The sequence below is a fragment of the Dickeya sp. ws52 genome (assembly GCF_007210685.1).
In the GTDB taxonomy this organism is placed as follows: domain Bacteria; phylum Pseudomonadota; class Gammaproteobacteria; order Enterobacterales; family Enterobacteriaceae; genus Dickeya; species Dickeya chrysanthemi.
This window is the reverse complement of record NZ_SZVX01000005.1, coordinates 126,842-148,464: the sequence shown is the minus strand read 5'-3', so window position 1 is coordinate 148,464 and position 21,623 is coordinate 126,842. Positions and strand designations below refer to the sequence as shown.

The 21,623-nt window shown below is 56.0% G+C and carries 15 protein-coding genes; 4 read left to right on the top strand and 11 right to left on the bottom strand.

The genetic code is table 11. The annotated features are described in order from the left end of the window. Positions 1-56 precede the first annotated feature (56 nt). The 4 genes from nagK to lolC form a co-directional block, all read right to left on the bottom strand. Entirely contained in the window at positions 57-989 is a 933-nt protein-coding gene (gene nagK / locus FDP13_RS06600) for an N-acetylglucosamine kinase (protein WP_143839060.1), read from the bottom strand. A gap of 67 nt (positions 990-1,056) precedes the next feature. Next, positions 1,057-2,304, bottom strand: coding sequence for a lipoprotein-releasing ABC transporter permease subunit LolE (gene lolE / locus FDP13_RS06595; protein ID WP_012769373.1), 1,248 nt, complete (start codon positions 2,302-2,304; stop codon positions 1,057-1,059). Next, the gene (lolD, locus tag FDP13_RS06590; RefSeq protein WP_012769372.1) at positions 2,301-3,008 is read right to left on the bottom strand and encodes a lipoprotein-releasing ABC transporter ATP-binding protein LolD; all 708 of its coding nucleotides are present in this window, start codon (positions 3,006-3,008) and stop codon (positions 2,301-2,303) included. Before lolD ends, lolE begins: the two co-directional genes overlap by 4 nt. Continuing rightward, the gene (gene lolC / locus FDP13_RS06585) at positions 3,001-4,206 is read right to left on the bottom strand and encodes a lipoprotein-releasing ABC transporter permease subunit LolC (RefSeq protein ID WP_143839059.1); all 1,206 of its coding nucleotides are present in this window, start codon (positions 4,204-4,206) and stop codon (positions 3,001-3,003) included. Before lolC ends, lolD begins: the two co-directional genes overlap by 8 nt. 128 nt (positions 4,207-4,334) lie before the next feature. On the opposite strand from lolC, the gene mfd reads away from it, so the two are divergent. The 3 genes from mfd (at position 4,335) to yegD (ending at position 11,261) form a co-directional block, all read left to right on the top strand. Then, on the top strand, positions 4,335-7,787 hold the full coding sequence (gene mfd, locus FDP13_RS06580; protein WP_199886312.1) for a transcription-repair coupling factor: 3,453 nt from the start codon (positions 4,335-4,337) through the stop codon (positions 7,785-7,787). Between the two features lie 476 nt (positions 7,788-8,263). Next, positions 8,264-9,769 carry a cyclic diguanylate phosphodiesterase gene (locus tag FDP13_RS06575; RefSeq protein WP_143839058.1) on the top strand — a complete coding sequence of 502 codons (1,506 nt, stop codon included), beginning with the start codon at positions 8,264-8,266 and terminating at the stop codon, positions 9,767-9,769. A 142-nt stretch (positions 9,770-9,911) separates the two neighbouring features. Beyond that, entirely contained in the window at positions 9,912-11,261 is a 1,350-nt protein-coding gene (gene yegD, locus FDP13_RS06570; protein WP_143839057.1) for a molecular chaperone, read from the top strand. Between the two features lie 38 nt (positions 11,262-11,299). On the opposite strand, the gene FDP13_RS06565 is transcribed toward yegD, so the two are convergent. The 3 genes from FDP13_RS06565 to FDP13_RS06555 form a co-directional block, all read right to left on the bottom strand. Beyond that, a complete protein-coding gene (locus tag FDP13_RS06565) occupies positions 11,300-12,115 on the bottom strand; it encodes an arylamine N-acetyltransferase (RefSeq protein WP_143839056.1) in 816 nt (271 codons plus the stop codon). A gap of 195 nt (positions 12,116-12,310) precedes the next feature. Further along, positions 12,311-14,686, bottom strand: coding sequence for a TIM-barrel domain-containing protein (locus FDP13_RS06560; protein ID WP_143839055.1), 2,376 nt, complete (start codon positions 14,684-14,686; stop codon positions 12,311-12,313). 28 nt (positions 14,687-14,714) lie between these two features. Further along, positions 14,715-16,013 (bottom strand): MFS transporter, encoded by a 1,299-nt coding sequence (locus FDP13_RS06555; RefSeq protein ID WP_012769365.1) that lies wholly within the window; start codon positions 16,011-16,013, stop codon positions 14,715-14,717. A gap of 300 nt (positions 16,014-16,313) precedes the next feature. Between FDP13_RS06555 and FDP13_RS06550 the strand changes: the two genes are divergently transcribed. Then, complete coding sequence (locus tag FDP13_RS06550; protein ID WP_143839054.1) at positions 16,314-17,387, top strand: LacI family DNA-binding transcriptional regulator; 1,074 nt, start codon at positions 16,314-16,316, stop codon at positions 17,385-17,387. 74 nt (positions 17,388-17,461) lie between these two features. Here the strand turns inward: FDP13_RS06550 and FDP13_RS06545 are convergent, their stop codons facing one another. The 4 genes from FDP13_RS06545 to nagZ form a co-directional block, all read right to left on the bottom strand. Then, positions 17,462-18,001, bottom strand: coding sequence for a glycine zipper 2TM domain-containing protein (locus FDP13_RS06545; RefSeq protein WP_143839053.1), 540 nt, complete (start codon positions 17,999-18,001; stop codon positions 17,462-17,464). 365 nt (positions 18,002-18,366) lie between these two features. Continuing rightward, positions 18,367-19,674: an NAD(P)/FAD-dependent oxidoreductase gene (locus tag FDP13_RS06540; RefSeq protein WP_143839052.1), complete on the bottom strand. Its 1,308-nt coding sequence runs from the start codon at positions 19,672-19,674 to the stop codon at positions 18,367-18,369. Positions 19,675-19,967: 293 nt separating this feature from the next. Then, on the bottom strand, positions 19,968-20,510 hold the full coding sequence (ycfP, locus tag FDP13_RS06535) for an alpha/beta hydrolase YcfP (protein ID WP_012769361.1): 543 nt from the start codon (positions 20,508-20,510) through the stop codon (positions 19,968-19,970). 35 nt (positions 20,511-20,545) lie between these two features. Next, positions 20,546-21,571: a beta-N-acetylhexosaminidase gene (gene nagZ, locus FDP13_RS06530; protein ID WP_143839051.1), complete on the bottom strand. Its 1,026-nt coding sequence runs from the start codon at positions 21,569-21,571 to the stop codon at positions 20,546-20,548. Positions 21,572-21,623: the final 52 nt, after the last annotated feature.

Genomic DNA, 21,623 nt, shown 5'->3' with positions numbered 1-21,623 from the left:
CCCACCGAGGCTTTGCTCCAGGCCCGCGCTGACCGCGGGGTATCAGTGTGCCGCCCTCAGAGTTCGGGCGGTAACGGCTGATTTATCAAGTGTAGCAATGCTGCGCCGCGCACGCCGCCCGCATCGCCATGGCGCGCTTTTTCAATGCGCGGAACACGCGCCACCGGTAACAAACTGCCGGGCAGCCGCTGAGGCAACTGCCGGTAAATTTCATCGAAATTCGACAAACCGCCGCCAAAAACAATCAGATGCGGGTCAACCAACGTTAACAGATTCCCCAGGCACACGGCCAGCAAAGCCAGATAACGCTCCACATGTTGCTGCGCCTGGGGTTCGCCGGCATAGAATGCCGCGATAATCTCCGGGGCTGATAGCGTGCAATGGTAAAAATGCGTGTATAGCCATTCGAACCCGCGCCCGGAAAGGTAGTTTTCGACACAACCACGACGGCCGCAGCCGCATGTTACCCGAGGAATGGACTCACCGAGAATATCCAGCGCATCGACCGGCAAACGGAAGTGCCCCAACTCGCCGGCAACGCCGTTCTTCCCGTGTACTACCTGGCCATTCACTACCAGACCGCCCCCCATGCCGGTGCCGAGAATAATCCCCAACACCACCGGGTAAACGCGAAATTCATCGTCCCAGGCTTCTGATAGCGCAAAACAATTGGCGTCATTACTGAGGCGCACTTCACGTGCCAATAACCGGCTGAGGTCGGCGCGCAACGGGCGCCCCAGGGCAGCAGGCAGATTGGCGGCAAACAAGGTGCCGTCATCCGCGCTTTCCATCCCCGGCACGCCAACACCGACCGAGCCGCGACCGCCGATCAGCGCATCGGCCTCTTGCGTTAAGCTCAGCAATGCCTGCAACAGGCAGTCATAATCGTCCCGGGGGGTGGCAATGCGTTTTTGCCAGATGCGCCGTAGCCCGGCGTCGAACACCGCCAGCTCTGTCTTGGTACCGCCAATGTCAAAACCGTAATACATAGGCGCGCCCTCAGCTTCATTCAGACAAGAGAACGGCGCCACGGCGTCCTCGCCATGACGCCGTGGATTACTGGCCGCTCAATATCCGGGCCGGGTCGATACGGCTGGCGCGGCGAGCCGGATACCAGCTGGCTATCAAACTCAACACCAGTGAGGTGCCCAACACGATGACCACATCCAGCATATGCAGTTCCGAGGGCAGAAAATCGATGAAATAAATATCGCCGGACAAAAAATGGTGACCCGTCAACGTTTCGAGACTACGGATAATCGGCGTCAATTGCAGTGTCAACACAATCCCCACCACGGTGCCGACTACGCTGCCGAGCAACCCGGCCAGTAACCCGTACCAGACAAAAATCGCACGGATCAGGCCATCGCCCGCTCCCAGTGTGCGCAATACCGCGATATCGCTGCTTTTGTCCTTCACCGCCATCACCAGCGTGGAAACGATGTTGAAACAGGCCACGCCAATCACCAGCACCATCGCCAGATACATAATGGTACGGATCATCTGAATATCGCGATACATGTAGCCGTAAGTGCCGATCCAACTACGGATATAGACAAAGCGGTTAGTCGCTTCACCCGCGTCATGCACCAGCTTCTGAGCGGCGAACACATCCTGGGCTTTGATGGCGATCCCCGTAATGCCATCGCCCAAATCCAGATACTGCTGCGCATCCGCCAGCGGCACCAGCGCCAGGCTGTGATCCAACTGACCGCTTAACTGCAATATCCCCGCCACCTGCAAGCGGATTCGCTTCGGCTGCAACAGCTTCATCTGCGGGTCGCTGTTGGGGATCATCACCGTTACCCAGTCGCCGCTTTTCACGCCCAGCGTGTCTGCCACGCCCTTACCGATAATCACTTGCTGCGTACCGGCATGAAAGCGCGACCAGGCGTTATCCTGCACGAACTGCGGCAACGCGCTGAGTTTCAGTTCCTGTTGCGGGTCCACGCCTTTGAACTGAATCGCCTTCAGGCTGGCGCCGTTCTCCAGCAACCCGGTAAAACTGACGTACGGCGCCGCCGCGGCAACGCCGGGCACTTGTTCAACCTTCGGCAGCAGCGGCTGCCAGTTTTTGAACGGCTGCTCGCCGGCTTCAATCTCGCCATGCGGAACGACAGCCAAAATACGGTTGTTGAGTTCGCGCTCGAAACCGTTCATCGCACTCAGGCCGACGATCAATACCGCCACGCCCAGCGCAATGCCGAGGGTGGAGATGACCGAAATCAACGACACCATACCGCTGCGACGACGGCCGCGGCTAAAACGCAACCCAACCAGCAGCGAAAGCGGAGGAAAGGTCATTGCGACGCCCCCATCAGGGTTAACTCCTGCTGCAACTGGCCGTCGCGCATTTCCAACTGCCGGCCGAGACGGCCGGCCAGACGCAGGTCATGCGTCACCACCAAAAATGCCGTCCCCTGACGGACGTTCAGCTCGCCCAACAGTTCAAAAATCGCATCGGTAGTACGCTGATCAAGGTTGCCGGTCGGTTCGTCCGCCAGCACCAGCGATGGGTTATTCACCAGCGCACGGGCAATCGCCACACGCTGGCGCTCGCCGCCGGACAGTTCCGAGGAGCGGTGCTGACTGCGCTGCGCCAGGCCGACCGCCGCCAGCATGGTCTGCGCCCGCTCTTTGGCCTCTTTCGGCGCCACATTGCCGATCAGCAGCGGCATCGCCACATTTTCCAGCGCGCTGAAATCCGGCAGCAGATGATGAAACTGATAGATAAACCCCAGTTCGCGGTTACGCAGCGCAGCTTTCGCCGCCGCCGACAGTTGATTCAACGTCTTACCCTGAAACACCACCTCGCCGGAGGTCGGCGCATCCAGCCCGCCCAGCAAATGCAACAAGGTACTTTTACCTGAGCCGGAACTGCCGACAATCGCCATCATTTCGCCTTTCTGCATGTCGAACGACACATCACGCAGCACATCGGTAGACAGGTTGCCTTCCTGGTAGCGTTTACACAGCTGACGGCACTGTAATAAAGGTGAATTACTCATAACGTAAAGCCTCTGCGGGATGGGTGGCGGCCGCGCGCCAGGAAGGATAAAGCGTGGAAAGCAGCGCCAGCAGCATCGCCACCAGCGCAATCGCGATCACCTGCAACGGCTGAATCTGTACCGGCAGCGCGCCACCGTCAATCAACAACCCCAGCATCGGTATCAGGGTGTTCAACTGGCTGGCCAGCACCATACCCAGTATCGCGCCGACCAACGCCCCCACCACACCGGCGCCGCCGCCCTGAACCATAAAGACCGCCATGATCTGCCGCTGGGTGAGTCCTTGCGTCTGCAAAATCGCGACTTCTCCCTGTTTTTCCATCACCAGCAAACCCAGTGAAGTAATGATATTGAACGCGGCGACAGCCACAATCAGGCTCAATAACAGCCCCATCATGTTTTTCTCCATCCGGACCGCCTGGAACAACTCGCCTTTGCGCTCACGCCAGTCTTTCCATGCCGTCCCTGCCGGCAACGCCTGCTGACTCAGCGTATCCACCGTCAGCGGTTGGTCAAGCCACAGCCGCCAGCCGGTGATGCCGCCGGGCGCATAGCGCATCAGGCGCGACGCATCCTGCTGGTTAACCAACAGTTGATAACCATCCACTTCGCTGTGGGCGTAAAACGTCCCGGCGACGGTAAACAACCGTTGGCTCGGCACACGTCCCATCGGCGTCAACTGGCTGGCGCCGGTCACCATCAATCGCACGTGATCGCCCGGCTTGACGCCGAGCTGGTTGGCCAGTTGCTCACCGAGAATCACCTGATATTGACTCGGCTGCAGTTGCTGTAGCGACGCCGCCTTGGTCAAATAACTCGCCAGCGGTTCCTGCTCGTCCGGATTGATACCGAGCATCACCCCCACCGCCACGCTGCGGGCGCTTTGCAGCACGACATCGCCGGTCGTGAGCGGCGCGATACGGTTCACGCCCTTCAGCGCAGAGAGCGAAGAGGCCGGTAACGTCTGTGGATTAAGGGAGCCTTGCGGCGTCGTGATCAGGGCCTGAGGCATCAGCCCCAGAATGCTGTTTTCCAGTTCCCGCTCAAAACCGTTCATTACCGACAGCACGGTAACCAACGCCATCACGCCGAGGGTGATACCAATAGCGGATAACCAGGAAACAAACCGCCCAAAGCGGTCCGCGGCCCGCCCTCGCATATAACGCAGGCCAATAAAAAGTGCGACAGGTTGATACATGAAATCCGTCTGGATGAGGTTGCTAAAGCAAAGTGAACAAGGATAATAAAGGGTAGTATCGCTTTATGGAACCCTAAGCCCCTCTCTTCCCGACTTTTTCTTAGTGGATATCGAGACCTGATAATCGGATGATGCCTGAACAATATCGCTATACCTTGCCTGGCAAAGCCGGCGAACAACGCCTGCTTGGTCAGCTTACCGGCGCGGCTTGCGCCGTCGAATGCGCAGAAATCGTTGAACGTCATGCCGGACTGGTGGTGCTGATTACGCCCGACATGCAGAACGCCCTGCGGTTGCGTGACGAAATTCAGCAGTTTACCGGGCAACCGGTCATCACGCTGCCCGATTGGGAAACCCTCCCTTACGACAGCTTCTCACCTCACCAGGAAATTATCTCCGCCCGTTTATCCACGCTCTACCAGCTTCCCTCGCTGACGCGCGGCACCTTGATCCTGCCGGTCAATACCCTGATGCAGAAAGTGTGCCCGCACGCGTTTTTGCACGGCCATGCGTTGATGCTGAAAAAAGGGCAACGCCTGTCGCGCGATACGCTACGCAACCAACTGGAGCAGGCCGGTTACCGTAGCGTAGACCAGGTGATGGAGCACGGTGAATTTGCTACCCGCGGCGCACTGCTCGATCTGTTCCCGATGGGGAGCGAAGAGCCGTTCCGTATCGATTTTTTCGACGATGAAATCGACAGCTTGCGGTTGTTCGACGCGGATACCCAACGCACGTTGAATGAAGTCGAACACATTTATCTGTTGCCGGCGCGGGAATTTCCAACCGACAAAAACGCCATCGAGCTGTTTCGCAGCCAATGGCGCGAGCAGTTCGACGTCCGGCGCGACGCCGAGCACATCTACCAGCAAGTGAGCAAAGGAACCCTGCCCGCCGGCATCGAGTATTGGCAGCCGCTGTTTTTCAGCCAGCCGCTGCCGGCGCTGTTCAGCTATTTGCCGTCCGGTACGTTGCTGGTCAATACCGGCGACATTCAGCAGGGTGCGGAGCGTTTCTGGCAGGATGTTCAGCAGCGCCACGCCAGCCGCGGCGTCGACCCGATGCGCCCATTGTTGCCGCCGGACGCGCTGTGGTTATCCGTTGAGGGCTTTTTTGCCGAACTCAAACACTGGCCGCGGGTACAACTGCGCCAGGATACGCTGCCGGACAAAGCCGCCAACCTGAATCTGGGCTATCAGCCGTTGCCTGACCTGGCGGTCCAGCATCAGCACAAATCGCCGCTGGATACGCTGCGCCGGTTCGTCGAGCAATTTAGCGGGCAGGTGGTGTTTTCCGTGGAGAGCGAAGGTCGCCGGGAAACCTTGCAAGAGTTACTGTCCCGCATCAAGTTATCGCCAACGCCGGTAAAACGCCTTGAACAAGCCGCGTCGTCGGGTTGCTATTTGATGATAGGCGCCAGCGAGCACGGTTTTATTGATACCCTGCGTCAACGCGCGCTGATCTGCGAAAGCGACCTGTTGGGCGAACGCGTCAGCCGCCGCCGTCAGGACAGCCGCCGCACCATCAATACCGATACGTTGATTCGCAATCTGGCGGAATTGCGCCCAGGCCAACCGGTGGTACACCTTGAACACGGCGTCGGCCGTTACGCCGGGCTGACCACGCTGGAGGCCGGCGGCATCAAGGCGGAATACCTGATTCTGCATTACGCCGGCGAAGACAAGCTGTACGTACCGGTATCCTCATTACACCTTATCAGCCGTTATGCCGGCGGTGCGCAAGACAGCGCACCGCTGCACAAGTTAGGCGGCGACGCCTGGACGCGGGCACGGCAGAAAGCGGCGGAAAAAGTCCGCGACGTCGCGGCCGAGTTGCTGGATGTTTATGCCCAGCGCGCTGCTCATATCGGTTTTGCGTTCAAACACGATAGGGAACAGTACCAATTGTTCTGTCAGGGCTTCCCGTTCGATACCACGCCGGATCAAGCGCAGGCCATCAATGCGGTACTGAGCGATATGTGCCGCCCGCTGGCGATGGACCGATTGGTGTGCGGCGATGTCGGTTTCGGCAAAACCGAAGTGGCGATGCGCGCCGCGTTTCTGGCGGTAGAGAACCACAAGCAGGTGGCGGTACTGGTGCCGACGACCTTGCTGGCGCAGCAGCACTTCGACAATTTTCGCGACCGTTTCGCCAACTGGCCGGTGCGCATTGACATGCTATCCCGCTTTCGCAGCCAGAAAGAACAGGCTCAGGTGCTGGAACAAACGCAGGACGGCAAAGTGGATATCCTGATCGGCACGCATAAATTACTGCAAAGCGATGTCCGCTGGCGGGATTTGGGATTGCTGATCGTCGATGAAGAACACCGATTCGGCGTGCGTCACAAAGAGCGCATCAAAGCGATGCGCGCCAACGTCGATATTCTGACGCTCACCGCCACCCCGATTCCACGCACCCTGAACATGGCGATGAGCGGCATCCGTGATTTGTCGATCATCGCCACGCCGCCGGCGCGCCGCCTGGCGGTGAAAACCTTTGTGCGCGAGTACGATAGTCTGGTGGTGCGCGAGGCGATTCTGCGTGAAATTCTGCGCGGCGGCCAGGTGTACTACCTCTACAACGACGTCGAAAATATTGACAAGGCCACCCAGCGACTGAGCGAACTGGTGCCGGAAGCACGCATCGCCATTGGTCACGGCCAAATGCGTGAGCGCGAGCTGGAGCGGGTGATGAACGACTTCCACCACCAGCGCTTCAATGTACTGGTGTGTACCACCATTATTGAAACAGGTATCGATATTCCCAACGCGAATACCATTATCATCGAACGCGCCGACCATTTCGGCCTGGCGCAGTTGCACCAGTTGCGCGGCCGCGTCGGGCGTTCCCACCATCAGGCTTACGCGTACCTGCTGACCCCAAATCCCAAAGCGATGAGCAGCGATGCGCACAAACGCCTGGAGGCTATCGCTTCACTGGAAGATTTGGGCGCAGGGTTTGCCCTCGCCACCCACGATTTGGAAATTCGCGGCGCCGGCGAATTGCTGGGGGAAGACCAGAGCGGCCAGATGGAAAGCGTCGGCTTTTCGCTATACATGGACTTGCTGGAAAGCGCGGTGGAATCGCTCAAAGCCGGTCGGGAACCGTCGCTGGAAGACTTGATCAGCAGCCAGACCGACGTCGAGCTACGCCTGCCGGCGCTGTTGCCGGACGATTTTATTCCCGACGTCAACACCCGCCTGTCGTTCTACAAGCGTATCGCCAGCGCCAAAAACGATGGTGAACTGGATGACCTGAAAGCGGAACTGATCGACCGTTTCGGCAAGCTGCCGGATGCCGCTCGTCACTTGTTGCTGGTGGCGGCACTGCGTCAACAGGCACAAGTGCTGGGTATCAAGCGGGTTGAAGGGAATGACAAAGGGGGGTTCATCGAATTCAGCCAGCATAATCGCGTCGACCCGACGTACCTGATCGGTCTGTTGCAACGCGATGCTAAAGTATATCGATTGGATGGCCCTACCCGATTGAAATTCATCAAGGATCTGGCGGGATATCCGCAACGGCTGACGTTTATCACCCAGTTGTTGGAAGAGATGACGAAACACACCAGTGCCGCCTGATTATATTTTCTGCCCTAAATTGTGATGGCCAGACTAAAATCAAAGGAATAACCGCCGATATACCCTAAATAATTCGAGTTGCAGGAAGGCGGCAAGAGAGTGAATCCCGATGAGCTTACTCCGGTAAGTGATTCGGGTGAACGAACGCAGCCAACACACCTGCAACTTGAAGTATGACGGGTATATATTCCGATTAATTAACGTTGCAGAAAAAAACGTCTTGCGTTTTGAACAACACGCCATGTTACAAACGCCGTTCAGAGGCTTGTAACATGGCAACCGGGAAATCTTCGGCGCTTATTGTCATGAAGCACCGGAGAAAAGCGACGGCACAGCCTAAAACTGTGCCGAGCGCGGTTTGCCTTGCGCCCCAACGGGCGAGGCCCATGGATGGTCAGGTTATATCGCCAACATACCTGTAACATTGACGATGACGGATAGAGAACAACTATAAGGTCAGAGCAAGGGCCATACCAATGAATAAACTAATCGCTTTATTGACCTTTGTAGCGATGTTCGCCATGGGCTTATGGGCAATTTACTATCAGGACTATCGTGCTGATCGTCAGGGCGCTTACGCCAATGCGGAAAGAGCGGTCAAAAATATCGAAGAAATTCTCGACGAGGCCAAAAATGCGGTGGAAGACAGCAAACCGCTACTGGCCCTTTCCTGCACGCCTGAAGTGATCCGGCAGTTGAATATGACGGCGGCGGTTGCCAGCCATCTGCGTACCGTGAGTCTGATCAAACGTGACGTGGTGTACTGTTCATCGTTATACGGCGTGGATAATCGCCCTGCCGCGCTGGAACGTTTCCATATGCGTGAGCTGGCGCTGCTGGCGGGCAATTCCGTCACGCCGGACAGAACCCTGATTATGTATCTCGGCAACACAGCATTCGGCAGCGTCGGCGTGGCGATACACGGTCAGCACCTGACCAGTGTGCTGGATCTCCTCAGTAAGCGACGCAACCTTTATTTATTAGTCGGCAACACCTGGATATCCCGCGAGAATCAAGTATCGACATTTAATCCCACAGATCTACCCAATTTCGTTATCATCCCTTCAGGTCATTACCATTTTTCTATTCTGTACTCTCTCAACGAAAAGTATTCTCTTGCCGATTTTTGGTATAAAGAAAAAATGACGTTTCTGATAGTCTTTCTTATTGCCCTTGGCTCCGGATTCTTGGCTTACAAATATTCGACGCGTATTAATTCGCCTTATGATGGTATTCGGCGCGCGATTGAAAACCAGGAAGTATTGCCCTATTACCAGCCGGTTATCTCCACAGTGTCGCGGGAAATTTACGGTGTAGAAGTGCTGGCCCGCTGGCATCACCCGAAAAGCGGTTTTATTTCTCCCGATATTTTTATTCCGCTGTGCGAACAAAGCGGGCTGATCATTCCGATGACGCGTTCGCTGATGAGTAGTGTGGTGCGTGATTTAACGCCCCATCTCAACACCCTGCCGGACAATTTGCATATTGCCATCAATATCAGCGCCCAGCACTGCCAGTCCGACGATTTCATTACCGACTGTCAGAATTTTATCGCTGCTTTCGGCGATAAAAACGTGCATTTGATGATCGAAATTACCGAGCGGGAAAAAGTCGATATTACGCCGGAAACCATCGGCTTCTTTAAGAAGCTTAGCGATGCCGGTGTGTTGATCGCGCTGGACGATTTCGGCACCGGTTATTCCAATTTCGACTACCTCAGAAAACTGCATGTCAATGTCATTAAAATCGACCAGTCGTTTGTCAGTATGATTGATGAGAATGATCCGCAATCCAGCACGTTGGTGAACTGTGTTATCGATCTGGCGCAACAGATGAAGCTGATGACGATCGCCGAAGGGGTGGAAACCGAATTTCAAACCGAATTCTTGTCCCGCAAACACATCAATTTCATGCAAGGGTATTTCTTCTCCAGACCACTGCCGTTTGATGAACTGGCGCAAACCTGGCTCAACAAACGCTGAGCCAGGTTTGGCGGGGCGATGCCTTGAGTCTGTTGGACGAGGTGCTTAGCGACAAGCGATTTTTATCCGTCTTATCTCTTTACAACCCCCTGAGCAAGCGGTAAATTCCCGCCCCTTCTCTACTGGCATGGGGATAACAATCATGTTTGTCGGCTTTGACTACGGTACGGCCAACTGTTCGCTGGCCGTTATGGAACACGGAACGCCACGCTTGTTGCAACTGGAGCAACAATCGTCTTATTTGCAATCGATGCTATGCGCGCCCAGCCGCGAAGCCGTCAGCGAATGGTTGTGGCGGCATCATCAGGTAGCGACGGAGGGAGAAAACGCCCGTCTGTTGCAACGCGCCATCAGCCACAATCGCGAAGAAGATATTCAGGTGCAGCCAGACAGCGTGCGATTCGGATTGGCCGCGCTGGCGCACTATATGGATGACCCGGAAGACGTCTGGTTCGTTAAATCGCCGAAATCATTTCTCGGCGCCAGCGGATTAAAGCCGCAACAAATTGCGCTGTTTGAAGATCTGGTCTGCGCCATGATGCTGCATATTCGCCGGCAGGCGGAACAACAACTCGACCAGCCGATTGAACAAGCGGTCATCGGGCGGCCGATCAACTTTCAGGGAATGGGCGGCGAAGAGTCCAACCGTCAGGCGCAAGGGATCCTGGAACGGGCCGCGCAGCGCGCCGGGTTTCGTCAGGTGGCGTTTCAGTTTGAACCGGTCGCCGCGGGGCTGGATTTTGAGGCCACACTGCAACAGGAAAAGCGGGTGCTGGTGGTGGATATCGGCGGCGGCACCACCGACTGTTCGATGCTGTTGATGGGCCCTGACTGGCGCAATCGCCGCGAGCGTGCGGAAAGTTTACTGGGCCACAGCGGCTGCCGGGTCGGCGGTAACGATCTGGATATCATGCTGGCATTCCGGGAGTTCTGCCCGTTGCTGGGCATGAACGGCAACACCGAAAAAGGCACGGCGCTGCCGATATTACCCTGGTGGAATGCGGTCGCCGTCAACGATGTACCGGCGCAGGCGGAGTTCTACAGCAGCGCCTGCGGCACCTTGTTGCGCGGGTTGATCCGCGATGCGCGCGAGCCCCACAGGGTGGAGCGCCTGCTGACCGTATGGCGTCAACGGCTTAGCTATCGGCTGGTGCGGCTGGCGGAAGAGCAGAAAATCGCGTTGTCGCAATCAGATACTTCGCTGGCTTGTCTGCCGTTTATCACGCCCGGTCTGGAAACCCACGTCAGCGTCAGCCAACTGGAAGAGGCTATCGTCCAGCCGCTGGACCACATCAAACAGCAACTGATTCAGGCGCAACAAAACAGCCAGACACGGCCGGACGTGATTTATCTGACCGGCGGCAGCGCCCGCTCGCCGTTATTGCGTGCTGCCATCAGCCAGTGTCTGCCTGACGTTCCTATCGAAAGCGGCGACGATTTCGGTTCCGTGACCGCGGGCCTGACTCGCTGGGCGCAGACGCTGTTCCGTTAAACACTGTTCCTTTAAGCATAAGTCACCAGGCTAACGCCTCAGGAAACCGCTGTCGTCAGACGTTCAAACCAGTGCTGGCTGTCGTAGCCGTCCGCCAGCACAATGCCAAAATGTTGTTGCAGACAATCCAGATAATCGCGATGACTGCCGATAAGACGCTCACTTTTCTGGCCCTGTCGGGTTACGATTAGGCGGTTATCCGACAGTGTTAACCGCCCTTCCGAGGTGACGCGAGTACACAGCGACTTGGTGGTGAACGGCGATAACGGCGAGGTTTGATGGTAGTGCGCCATCCCGGCGTACTCCGTTAGTTGGTGAGATTGCAGCGTAAACTTGTATTGCGTCTTCCATGCTTTGCCGGGCTGTTGCTGCTGTAATTGCTGTTCTCCCGCTTCCGTCGCCACCCGGTAACGGGCAAAAGCCTCGTCGGACACCGTCCCCGACAGCGGCACCGGCACGCAAAATGAATCGCCAAAACTGATATCGGCAATCACCGCCGACTGCGGTAATTCCACTTTTAAAAATAGATGGTCAAAAGGCTGCCCATAGTGGCCGTCCTCGTTCCACACCTGGCCGGCCAACAGCTGTACCTCAAACCCTAACGCCTGCAGCAATAAATAAAAACCGTAGTTGAGCTCGTAACAAAAACCGCCGCGCCGATCCTCCACGATTTTACGATAAATAGCCGATTGATTAAGGTGTATCGGTTTTCCGAATACCACATCCAGGTTTTCAAACGGAATATGCATGAGGTGGGCGAGATGAAGTGTGCGCAGTTGTAAAGCCGGTTCAGCAGGCAATGCACTGACGCCAATGCGCTGCAAATAGCGTTGAACTTCCGAATGATTCAGCATATGTCTTCCCGGTGCCTGAATAAAAGCCGATACCTTTCATACGTCAAGTTGCCGGTGTGTAGGCGGCATTGGCAATATGCCGTCGATAATACCCCTTCGCTGCCTATTGATAAACGGGGCGTCCTATTCGGCTGATAATAAAGGCGATAACGGTCACGAAGCGGCGTAGCCGACAAGGATGCGCCGCGCGTCCCGCTAACCGTGGGAAGACAACCGATACTGCGTGGTGCGCTCGCCGTTGATATAGAGTGCTCGCCGCTCATCAGGCGGCAACTGTACCGTCAATTGTTGCCAGGCCGGGATAAATGCCCCTTCGGCGCGAAAGGTCACGTCGATGCGTTGCGCACTGCAACAGACTTCCCAGCGCAGCCATAATGCCTGTCCGTCACGCCAGCGGTGTGTTTCGCCGTCATCCTCAAACAGCACCCCTTGCCGGATGCCGTTGCCTGTCTGCGGGAACAGCAGCATGGTGCGCTGATCGTCGCTGGCCGGGCAGACAAAATCGGTACGCACCGACAACGGTATCATGGCGCCGGCGCGGACCAGCAGCGGCAATCGTTCCAGCGGCGCATCCAGCGTCACTGTTTGGCCGCCGCTGAACCAGTCGCCACGATAAAAATCATACCAGCCGTCGTCATTATCCGGCAGGTAGACCTCCCGCTGGCGCTGCCCCGGTTCCACCACGCTCGCCACCAACAGATCCCTGCCGAGCAGGAAGTCATCGGTTTCCTCGAAGGTTTGCGGGTCATGTTCATGATCGAGAAACGTCGGGCGCAGCATCGGCTCGTCATCGGCGTGGGCCTGCCAGAGCAAGGTATACAGATAAGGGAGCAGCCGATAACGCAATTGGATGGCATCACGGATGATCGGCGTCACCGCCGGGTACATCCAGGGTTCATTAACCGTGGCGTCGTCATTCCACGAATGAATAGTAAAGCGTGGATGCATCACGCCGTTTTGCACCCAGCGGACAAACAGCTCGGCATCCGGTTTATTGCCGGCAAACCCCCCCACGTCATGCCCCACGTTATACAAACCAGACAGACTCATACCGACGCCCATGCGGGTGTTATAACGCAACGTCTGCCAACTGGTGCGGTTGTCCCCGCTCCAGGTTTGTACATAACGTTGCATCCCGGCGCTGCCGGATCGTGAAATCAGATAGGGCCGCAGTGCGGGTGCAAAGCGCTGCTGCGCTTCCATTGACGCCCGCATCATCAGCAACGGCATCAACGGGCGAATATGCTTGATGGCAATCGGCTGACCGAAGCCATGACAGCGCGCCTCACCATCCCACACCTCGAATTCATTGTTATCGTTCCAGGTAGAATCGATGCCTTTTTCCAGCAATTGTCGGGTGACGTTTTCCTGCCACCAGTTGACGGTATCCGGATTGGTGAAATCCAGATGAGAACCCTCATCGTCCCAAAAACTGGAGCGTTCCGGGCTATCCGACTCCGAATCACGCACAAACAAGCCTTTCGCAGCCACTTCCTGGTAACGGGGATGGTCTTGCAACAGGCAAGGTTTGATATTGGCGGCCAGATGCAACCCTGCGTCATGGAACGCCTGGCTCATCTGCTCCGGCTGCGGCACTTTGTCGTAGTTCCAGTTGAACACGTAACGCTTGTTGCCGATTGAGGTATAACCGGACGAAAGCTGGAACGAATCGCACGGGATCGTATGCTGCCGACACAACGCAATAAAGGACAACAGTTGCCGTTGGGCATCCGGCGCATCGGTGTAATGCATGGTGGAACCGCTATAGCCGAGGCTCCATTTTGGGCCGAAGCAGGTTTTACCGGTGAGCCGAACAAACGCTTTGGTCACATCGAGGATCGCCGGGCCGAACAGAAAATAGTAATCCAGATCCCCGGCTTCAGCCTGATAGCGCCGGTAAGCCTGATGGTAATTGTCAATTTCGTTGCCCAGATCCAGCCAGGTGGAGCTGAGATTGTCATAAAACACGCCATAGCTGGCACCCGGCTGGTTCACAATGGTAAACGGCAGGTGCTTATACAGCGGGTCGGTGCTGTATGCGTTATAGCCCATCGCATCCAGATTACGAAACTCAAAACGACGACCGGCGCGGTTGAGATCCCCGGCTTTTTCCCCCAGCCCGTAGCAACGCTCCTGCACCGCGCGCCGCTGGTAGTGCGCCACGCCATCGCCGTGCCGATTGAGCAGGTAGGCACCGGTCGAGCGGTCGGACGCCAGCGGTTGCCACTGCCCGTGCACATCGCGGTATTCCCAAGACAGCCACAACGGCTGGTGTACCGTCACCCGTAACTGCGCAGTGCTTATCTGCAACGCATCGCCTTGCCAGGATAAGGTATACCCCGGTAAGGCAAAGCCGTCGCTGCTCTCGCGCACTCGCCCCTGCCAGGGAACATCCTGCTGCGGTGCGATGCTCCAGGTACGGTTCAACCGCAGTGCATCATCCTGCTTAATCAACACCCGCATCAATCCCGGCGCCAGCACGTACAACATAAAACGATGTGCGCCGTCCACCAGCAGTTCAACCCGATCCTCGGCCTGATGGTGCAATACCCAATGTTTCAATGTTTTCATAACATCACTCGTCTATTCAGAAATTCTGTCAATGTGCGCGCTGACGACGCTCGGCAATGAACGCCACCAAAAACAGCGCGCCAAACAAATCAAAAAAGCCCATCGCCACAAACAGCGGATTGAAGCCAATCTTGTCGGCGGTCACACCAATCAGCAGCGAGAACAGGAAGCTGGCAATCCAGGCGCTGGCGCCGCGCATACCGTTAACGGTCGCCATCTGGCCTTTGTCGAACGAATCCACCACCACGGCGCTCAACATGCAGGAGATGATTTGATGGCCAAAACCACCGATGGAAATCAGGATGATGGCCAGATAAGGATTTTGGGTCACGCTGACCAGTGCGAGCGACAGCATCAAAAAGGCGCCGGTCACCGAGCTGCCCACCACAGAATTAATCCGTGAACAACCAAACCAGCGGGAGTAGAGCCTGGTCAGGTAACCACTGGCGATACTGCCGAAGTCAGCAGCCAAAAACGGCAGCCAGGCAAACATGGCGATCTGTTTCAGATCCATACCGCGCTCTTTCGCCAGATACAGCGGCACCCAGAAACTCAACACCGCCCAGGCTGGTTCGGCCATAAACGCCGGAATGGCGATACCGTAGAAACGGCGATTTTTCAGCACCGTTTTCATGGCGGTGAAAAAGGGTTGCTTCACCGGTGCCGGTTCGTTGTCCTGACGGATAAACACCAGCTCTTCTTTACTCAGGTGCGGGTGCTTTTCCGGGTCATGGTAAAACAACCACCACAACACCACCCAGAGCATGGCCAGCACCCCGGCAAAGATGAATGCGCCCTGCCAGCCCAACAGTGAATGAGCAACGACGATGATCGGCGGTGCCAGCATGGCACCGATGGAAAACCCAACACCGGCCCAACCGGCAGCAACAGGCCGCTCCTGGCGCGGGAACCACTCGCCGATGGTTTTGGCGTTGGCCGGCGTGGCCGCCGCTTCTGCGCCGCCCATCATGAAACGCAAGATAGCAAGCTGCACCCAACTACCGGCACCGGCATGTAACAGGCACATCAGCGCCCAGATGACCGCACAAATCATAAAGCCCATTTTTAGGCCGATGACGTCGATCAGCCATCCACACAGCGGCTGAAATATCGTATAGGCCAACTGGAACGCACCGACAATCCAGGAATATTGCTCGGTGGTGATATTCAATACGGTTTTTAATTCAGGCGCCAAAATACCCAGAGAATTACGGGTAATGTAATTAACGGTGACGCCAAACAGAAATAACGCCAGTACCCACCAACGCAATTGTTTAAATTTTCGTTTTTCATTCACAACGGGAGAGGAATTAACGTCGAGACTCATGGTGATCTCCTTGCAGCAGACGAAAGTGAATGCCTGTCGGCACACACCACCCTGATGTTCTAATAATCAGATTTTTATAAGGTTTTTATGTCTTTAAGCGCATTCCCCCGGCGTAATACGGCCAGAAGAATCACGGCGTAGTCAGCGTAGGAAAATAAAAAAGCCGGAGATACTCACTTTTTTGCAACTATTTTCATGGTAGCGTCGGCATCTGCCGTTTTTGGTCATTTTCATACCGAAAACCGCCTATTTTTCGGTCATGAAAATATTTTCATCACTCAAGTTGAGCAGGATCACAAAATGACAAAAAACCTCAGGATCCGCGATATTGCTCTGCAAACCGGTTTTTCCGTCAGCACGGTTTCGCGGGTACTGGCGGGCAAGTCGAATACCAGCGAGGCGGCGCGTATTGGCATTCTGACGGCGGCCCGGCAATACGGCGTGATGGATCACCTGGCCGCCGGCCGTTTACTGCTCAATAGCCTGACGGTGTTTGCACCGGAGCGCGCGTTTAACAGCCGGGCGGACATTTTTTATCACAAGGTGCTGCAAGGAGTGCTCGATTCGCTGGACTCGCACGATGTCCGCCTGCGTTACTGTGGACTGGCGGAAAACGACAGCGATGCGTCGCTGTTTCTGGAAAAGATGTCATCACCGGAAACCGAAGGCGCCATTTTATTGGGTATCGATGATTCGTATATCCATGCCCTGGCGGCGGAGTTGAATAAGCCTTGTGTCTTGGTGAACTGTCTTGATCACAAGATGAAATTATCGGGCGTGTCGCCCGCACATCAGCTCATCGGCGAGTTTGCCGCCAACTATCTGATTGAACAGGGGCACCGGCAGATTCTCACCGTATTGTGCCTGCGACGCTACACGATGGAGTGGCGGCTGGCAGGGATCCGCGATGCTTATCAACAGCACAACCTGCCCTTTATTGATGACCTTCACTTGCTGACCCCTCACGGTTTCGGCAGTGTGGAAACGGAAAAGGCGGTCAGCGATTTTCTGGCCGCCTGCCCACAAGAACATTACCCTACCGCCATACTGGCGGGCGGCGATTTTATGGCGGTGGGGGCAGTCAATGCGCTGCATAAAGCCCGATTACGCGTACCGCAGGATATCTCGCTGATGAGCATGGATGGCGCCAATCTGGCGTCGATACAGGATATTCCGCTCACTTCGGTGCTGATTCCGCGCGAAGAACTGGGGCGGGAAGCCGTCAGGTTATTACAGCTTCAGTTGATGCAACCTGAACGAGGGAGCGGCAACATTCTGCTCAACGGTACACTGGTGGTGAGGGATTCGGTGAAACGCATTCGGCCCAGTCAACGCCATTCGCCGGTGCAGGACACCGACTTATATGATACTTAAGTCAAACTGACGGTATTAACCGTATCAGGCCCGCGGTCGGCTGCATGACTACGCGGGCCCGTGGGCCTGTTGTATTAACTTGACTGATTGATAATCAACTGGCCGTTGCGATCGAGCGGGATACGTGTACCGGGATCGCGATCCATTCGGATTTTGCCTTCCTGATCGCCGATTTTGTAGGTGACATCATAGCCCAGCACTTTCTGCGATTTGTCATACACCGTCTGGCAGCGCTGCTGCGTAGAGGTGGTGGTATCGCCGTCCTGCATTTTTCCCTGCACCTGATTACCGGCATAGCCACCGGCCAGCGCACCGGCGACCGTGGCTACATCGTTCCCTCGCCCTTTGCCGAACTGGTGCCCCAGTACACCGCCGGCAACCGCCCCCAGCAGCGACCCGGCGATACGATTCTCGTCCTGTACCGGCTGACGATGCGTCACCGTGACGTTACGGCATTCCTGGCGTGGTGTTTTTACAGTTTCTTTAATGGGGGTAGCCGCCAGCACCTGGGCAAACTGCGGTCTGGATGCAAACACATCCAGACTGGCAACGGCCGCTACGCCCAGAGCAGCAGCCATACCGATACCCACACCCGCTAACATTGACTTGTTCACAGGAGACCTCCTGAATAAATAATCACGCATCTTCCATCTCACCCGCTGCGTCTTTAACGGCACATGACAAGGTGATGATTGACCCGAAACCCACTACCGGGGCGCGGTGTGCGCGCTACACCGCCCGATGTGATGAAGTCTGCCTAATCCCCCCAGCACTCTCAATCGGATTACTACCTCAAAAAGGTTGCAGAGATAACAAAACTGTCACGTTTGAGAGTTTTCCTACCTTTAGTTGGCGTTAGAGCAATATTTTATTCTGAAATAAACGCAATGCGGAAAATCACGGCCGCCAGGCGGGGCGAGAATAGAACATTGCCCGCCAGACGGCGGGCAATCAGGATGCAACGACGGGTAATATCGCCTTAGTGCAGTTTAAGACGCGGGCGAATAACCCGATTGATGCTGCCGACCAGCATCATCAGGCCCGTTTTGAGATAGCCATGCAGAGCAATCTGGTGCATACGGTACAGCGAAATATAAACGAAACGCGCAATGCGCCCTTCCACCATCACCGAACCGCGCATCAGGTTACCCATCAGGCTGCCGACGGTGCTGAATTTAGACAAGGACACCAGCGAACCGTGGTCTTTGTAAACATAGGGTTTCAGCGGCTGATCGTTCAGCAACGCCAGAATGTTGCTGTAACAACGTGACGCCATCTGATGCGCCGCCTGAGCGCGCGGCGGTACAAAGCCACCGTCCGGCTGGGGGCAGGAAGCGCAATCGCCGATGGCGAAAATCGCCGGGTCGCGCGTAGTCTGTAACGTCGGTTCCACCACCAATTGGTTAATACGGTTGGTTTCCAAACCGGCGATGTCTTTCATGGCGTCAGCGGCTTTAATGCCGGCGGCCCACACCATCAGGTCGGCGTCGATAAATTCACCGTCTTTGGTATTCAGGCCGCCCTGCTCGGCGCTGGTTACCATAGTTTGGGTCAACACGCGAACCCCGAGTTGGGTCAGCTCATGGTGCGCGGCGGCGGAAATACGCGGCGGCAATGCCGGCAGAATACGCTCGCCCGCCTCTACCAACGTTACGTTCAGTGCCTGATTGCTGAGGCTGTCAAAACCGTAGCTGTGCAATTGCTTGACCGCATTATGCAACTCGGCCGACAGTTCCACACCGGTGGCGCCACCGCCGACAATCGCAATATTGACCTTCTCTTGTTCGCCCTGAGACGCGGAGAATTTGAGGAACAGGTTGAGCATTTCGTTATGAAAACGGCGGGCCTGTTTCGGGCTATCCAGGAAAATACAGTGATCTTTGACACCGGCGGTGCCGAAGTCGTTAGAGGTACTGCCCAGCGCCACCACCAGAATGTCATACGACAGCGAGCGGGCCGCCACCAGCAATTCTCCCTGGTCGTCGCGGATTTCAGCCAACTGGATGGTGCGCTGTTCACGGTCAATGTCGATCAGGGAACCCAGTTGGAAGTTGAAATGATGGTTACGGGCATGTGCCAGATAGCTCAGTGCATCCATATCGTCATCCAGCGAGCCGGTCGCCACTTCGTGCAACAGCGGTTTCCACAGATGGCTGTGATTACGATCCACCAGTGTGATTTCCGCTTTATTTTTGCGGCCCAGCTTGCGCCCCAGGCTGGTGGCCAGTTCCAGTCCCCCGGCGCCACCGCCGACAATCACGATTTTCTTGATTGGCAATGATGTCAAAATGACCCCCTGAAAATTTGTGAACCAACAGTTAATAAAAGGTAAATAAACAATATCCTTGAATTACATATGGTTATGTCACAACAAATTGGATATCTGTGATGAGGATAACACGTAAGGTCATTTGGTCATACCAAAATTGATTTATATCAATTTACTTTAATTACAGATGTCGGTCTGAAAAGTTAGACGTTGATAAACCAAGGGGTTAGCATAAAAGTGCAGCGGAGGGGGAATACGCCGCCGGCCCCGAGATACGGGCCGGACAGCCATGAAAAGCAGGGAGGAGGCGATCAGCCCAGCGACTTAAAGGCCTTGATGCGTTGCAAATGCGAAGAAATATCACGGAACTTGTGGCCTTCAGTCTCGTTCCAGATTATCTCGTAATATTCACCCAGCAAATGGGCGCTACGCTGGTTGTCCAGCCTGTCATCATGCCGCGACAGCACGGCCATGCAGCGATCGCGGTTTTTTTCACGGAAATTCTCCACGCACTTGGTGGCGATATCGGCGTATTCTTCCGGGCGATCGATTTTACCGGCCATATTTTCTTGCGGGAACAGATTGGGGTTGAACATCACCTGGCGAATATCGCACAGAAAACCGATGCGTTCAGCCCAAAATCCCCCCAGCCCGACGCCGCAAATCAGCGGGCGATTATCTGTATTCAATTGCAGCATCTTGTCGACTTCCCGAAGCAAATGCTGCATGTCATGGCGCGGATGCAGGGTGCTGTAGCTCACCAGTCGGACATCCGGGTCGATGAACTGCAACTGCAGCACTTTCTCATGATTACCCGGACTGCTTGAATCAAAACCGTGCAAATAGATGATCATCTGTGCCTTCCTTCCAGCCTTGTTTAACGGGTGACTCAACCGGCGGCTTTATGTGCCTGCCAGCGCTCACTCAGTGCCGTCAACTGCGACGTCGCCTGCTTCCAGCGCGACGAATTCAGCAGTTCCCGACGCGTGATCACGCCCCGATGATAAAGCGTCTCCAGACCCGGTACTTTGACCGGAGACAGATTATCCAATACGCTGATTGCCCCCTGCCGCTGATTGCAGACCAGAATCATATCGCAGCCGGCATCCAGCGCCGCCTGGGCGCGCTCGGCATAACCGCCCATCACCGCGGCCCCCTCCATCGACAGGTCATCCGAGAAGATGATACCGCCGAATCCCAGTTCCTGACGCAGTACCTGCCGCAGCCAGTACGGCGACCCACTGGCCGGACGAGGATCGGCATCGCTATAAATCACATGCGCCGGCATAACGGCATCTAACCGTTGCCGGGCAATCAACTCCCGGAAGACCCGCATATCCCGCTCACGAATCTGCGCCAGCGGGCGTTCGTCTCGCGGAGTTTCCTTATGGGAATCCGCCGTTACCGCACCGTGTCCGGGGAAATGCTTGCCCGTCGCCTTCATCCCTGCCGTGCGCATACCGGTGATAAAACGTTCCGCCACGGCCAGCAAGGTATCCGGGTCGTCGTGGAAAGCACGATCGCCGATTGCGGCGCTCTGGTGGCCCACATCCAGCACCGGTGCAAAACTGATATCAATATCCAGGGCAGTCATCTCCGCCGCCATTATCCAGCCGGCTTCTTCAGCCAGTTGCTGCGCCAGCGCCAGCGGGTTCAACGCAGCAAACGACTGCGCAGCCGGCAGCGCGGTAAAACCGTTACGGAACCGCTGTACCCGGCCACCTTCCTGATCGACCGCCACCACCAGCCGTTCACGCGAGGCACAACGTAGTTGACGCACCAATTCCGCCAGTTGGTCGGCATCGTGAAAATTACGGCTGAACAGGATCACGCCGCCTACCAGCGGGTGCGCCAGCACCTCGCGATCTTCCGCGTCCAGCTCATAGCCAGCCACATCTAACATTAACGGACCCACAAAAACCTCTTTTGTTAATTGCACATCGCTCTGGTTGTCAAACCGCTTACAC

Excerpts from the sequence above, each read along its gene's own strand:
- FDP13_RS06555 (WP_012769365.1), bottom strand. The coding sequence starts at position 16,013 with ATGAGTCTCGACGTTAATTCCTCTCCCGTTGTGAATGAAAAACGAAAA.
- FDP13_RS06565 (WP_143839056.1), bottom strand. The coding sequence starts at position 12,115 with ATGCTGAATCATTCGGAAGTTCAACGCTATTTGCAGCGCATTGGCGTC.
- lolD (WP_012769372.1), bottom strand. The coding sequence starts at position 3,008 with ATGAGTAATTCACCTTTATTACAGTGCCGTCAGCTGTGTAAACGCTAC.
- lolC (WP_143839059.1), bottom strand. The coding sequence starts at position 4,206 with ATGTATCAACCTGTCGCACTTTTTATTGGCCTGCGTTATATGCGAGGG.
- mfd (WP_199886312.1), top strand. The coding sequence starts at position 4,335 with ATGATGCCTGAACAATATCGCTATACCTTGCCTGGCAAAGCCGGCGAA.
- ycfP (WP_012769361.1), bottom strand. The coding sequence starts at position 20,510 with ATGATCATCTATTTGCACGGTTTTGATTCAAGCAGTCCGGGTAATCAT.
- yegD (WP_143839057.1), top strand. The coding sequence starts at position 9,912 with ATGTTTGTCGGCTTTGACTACGGTACGGCCAACTGTTCGCTGGCCGTT.
- nagK (WP_143839060.1), bottom strand. The coding sequence starts at position 989 with ATGTATTACGGTTTTGACATTGGCGGTACCAAGACAGAGCTGGCGGTG.
- FDP13_RS06575 (WP_143839058.1), top strand. The coding sequence starts at position 8,264 with ATGAATAAACTAATCGCTTTATTGACCTTTGTAGCGATGTTCGCCATG.
- lolE (WP_012769373.1), bottom strand. The coding sequence starts at position 2,304 with ATGACCTTTCCTCCGCTTTCGCTGCTGGTTGGGTTGCGTTTTAGCCGC.
- FDP13_RS06560 (WP_143839055.1), bottom strand. The coding sequence starts at position 14,686 with ATGAAAACATTGAAACATTGGGTATTGCACCATCAGGCCGAGGATCGG.
- FDP13_RS06550 (WP_143839054.1), top strand. The coding sequence starts at position 16,314 with ATGACAAAAAACCTCAGGATCCGCGATATTGCTCTGCAAACCGGTTTT.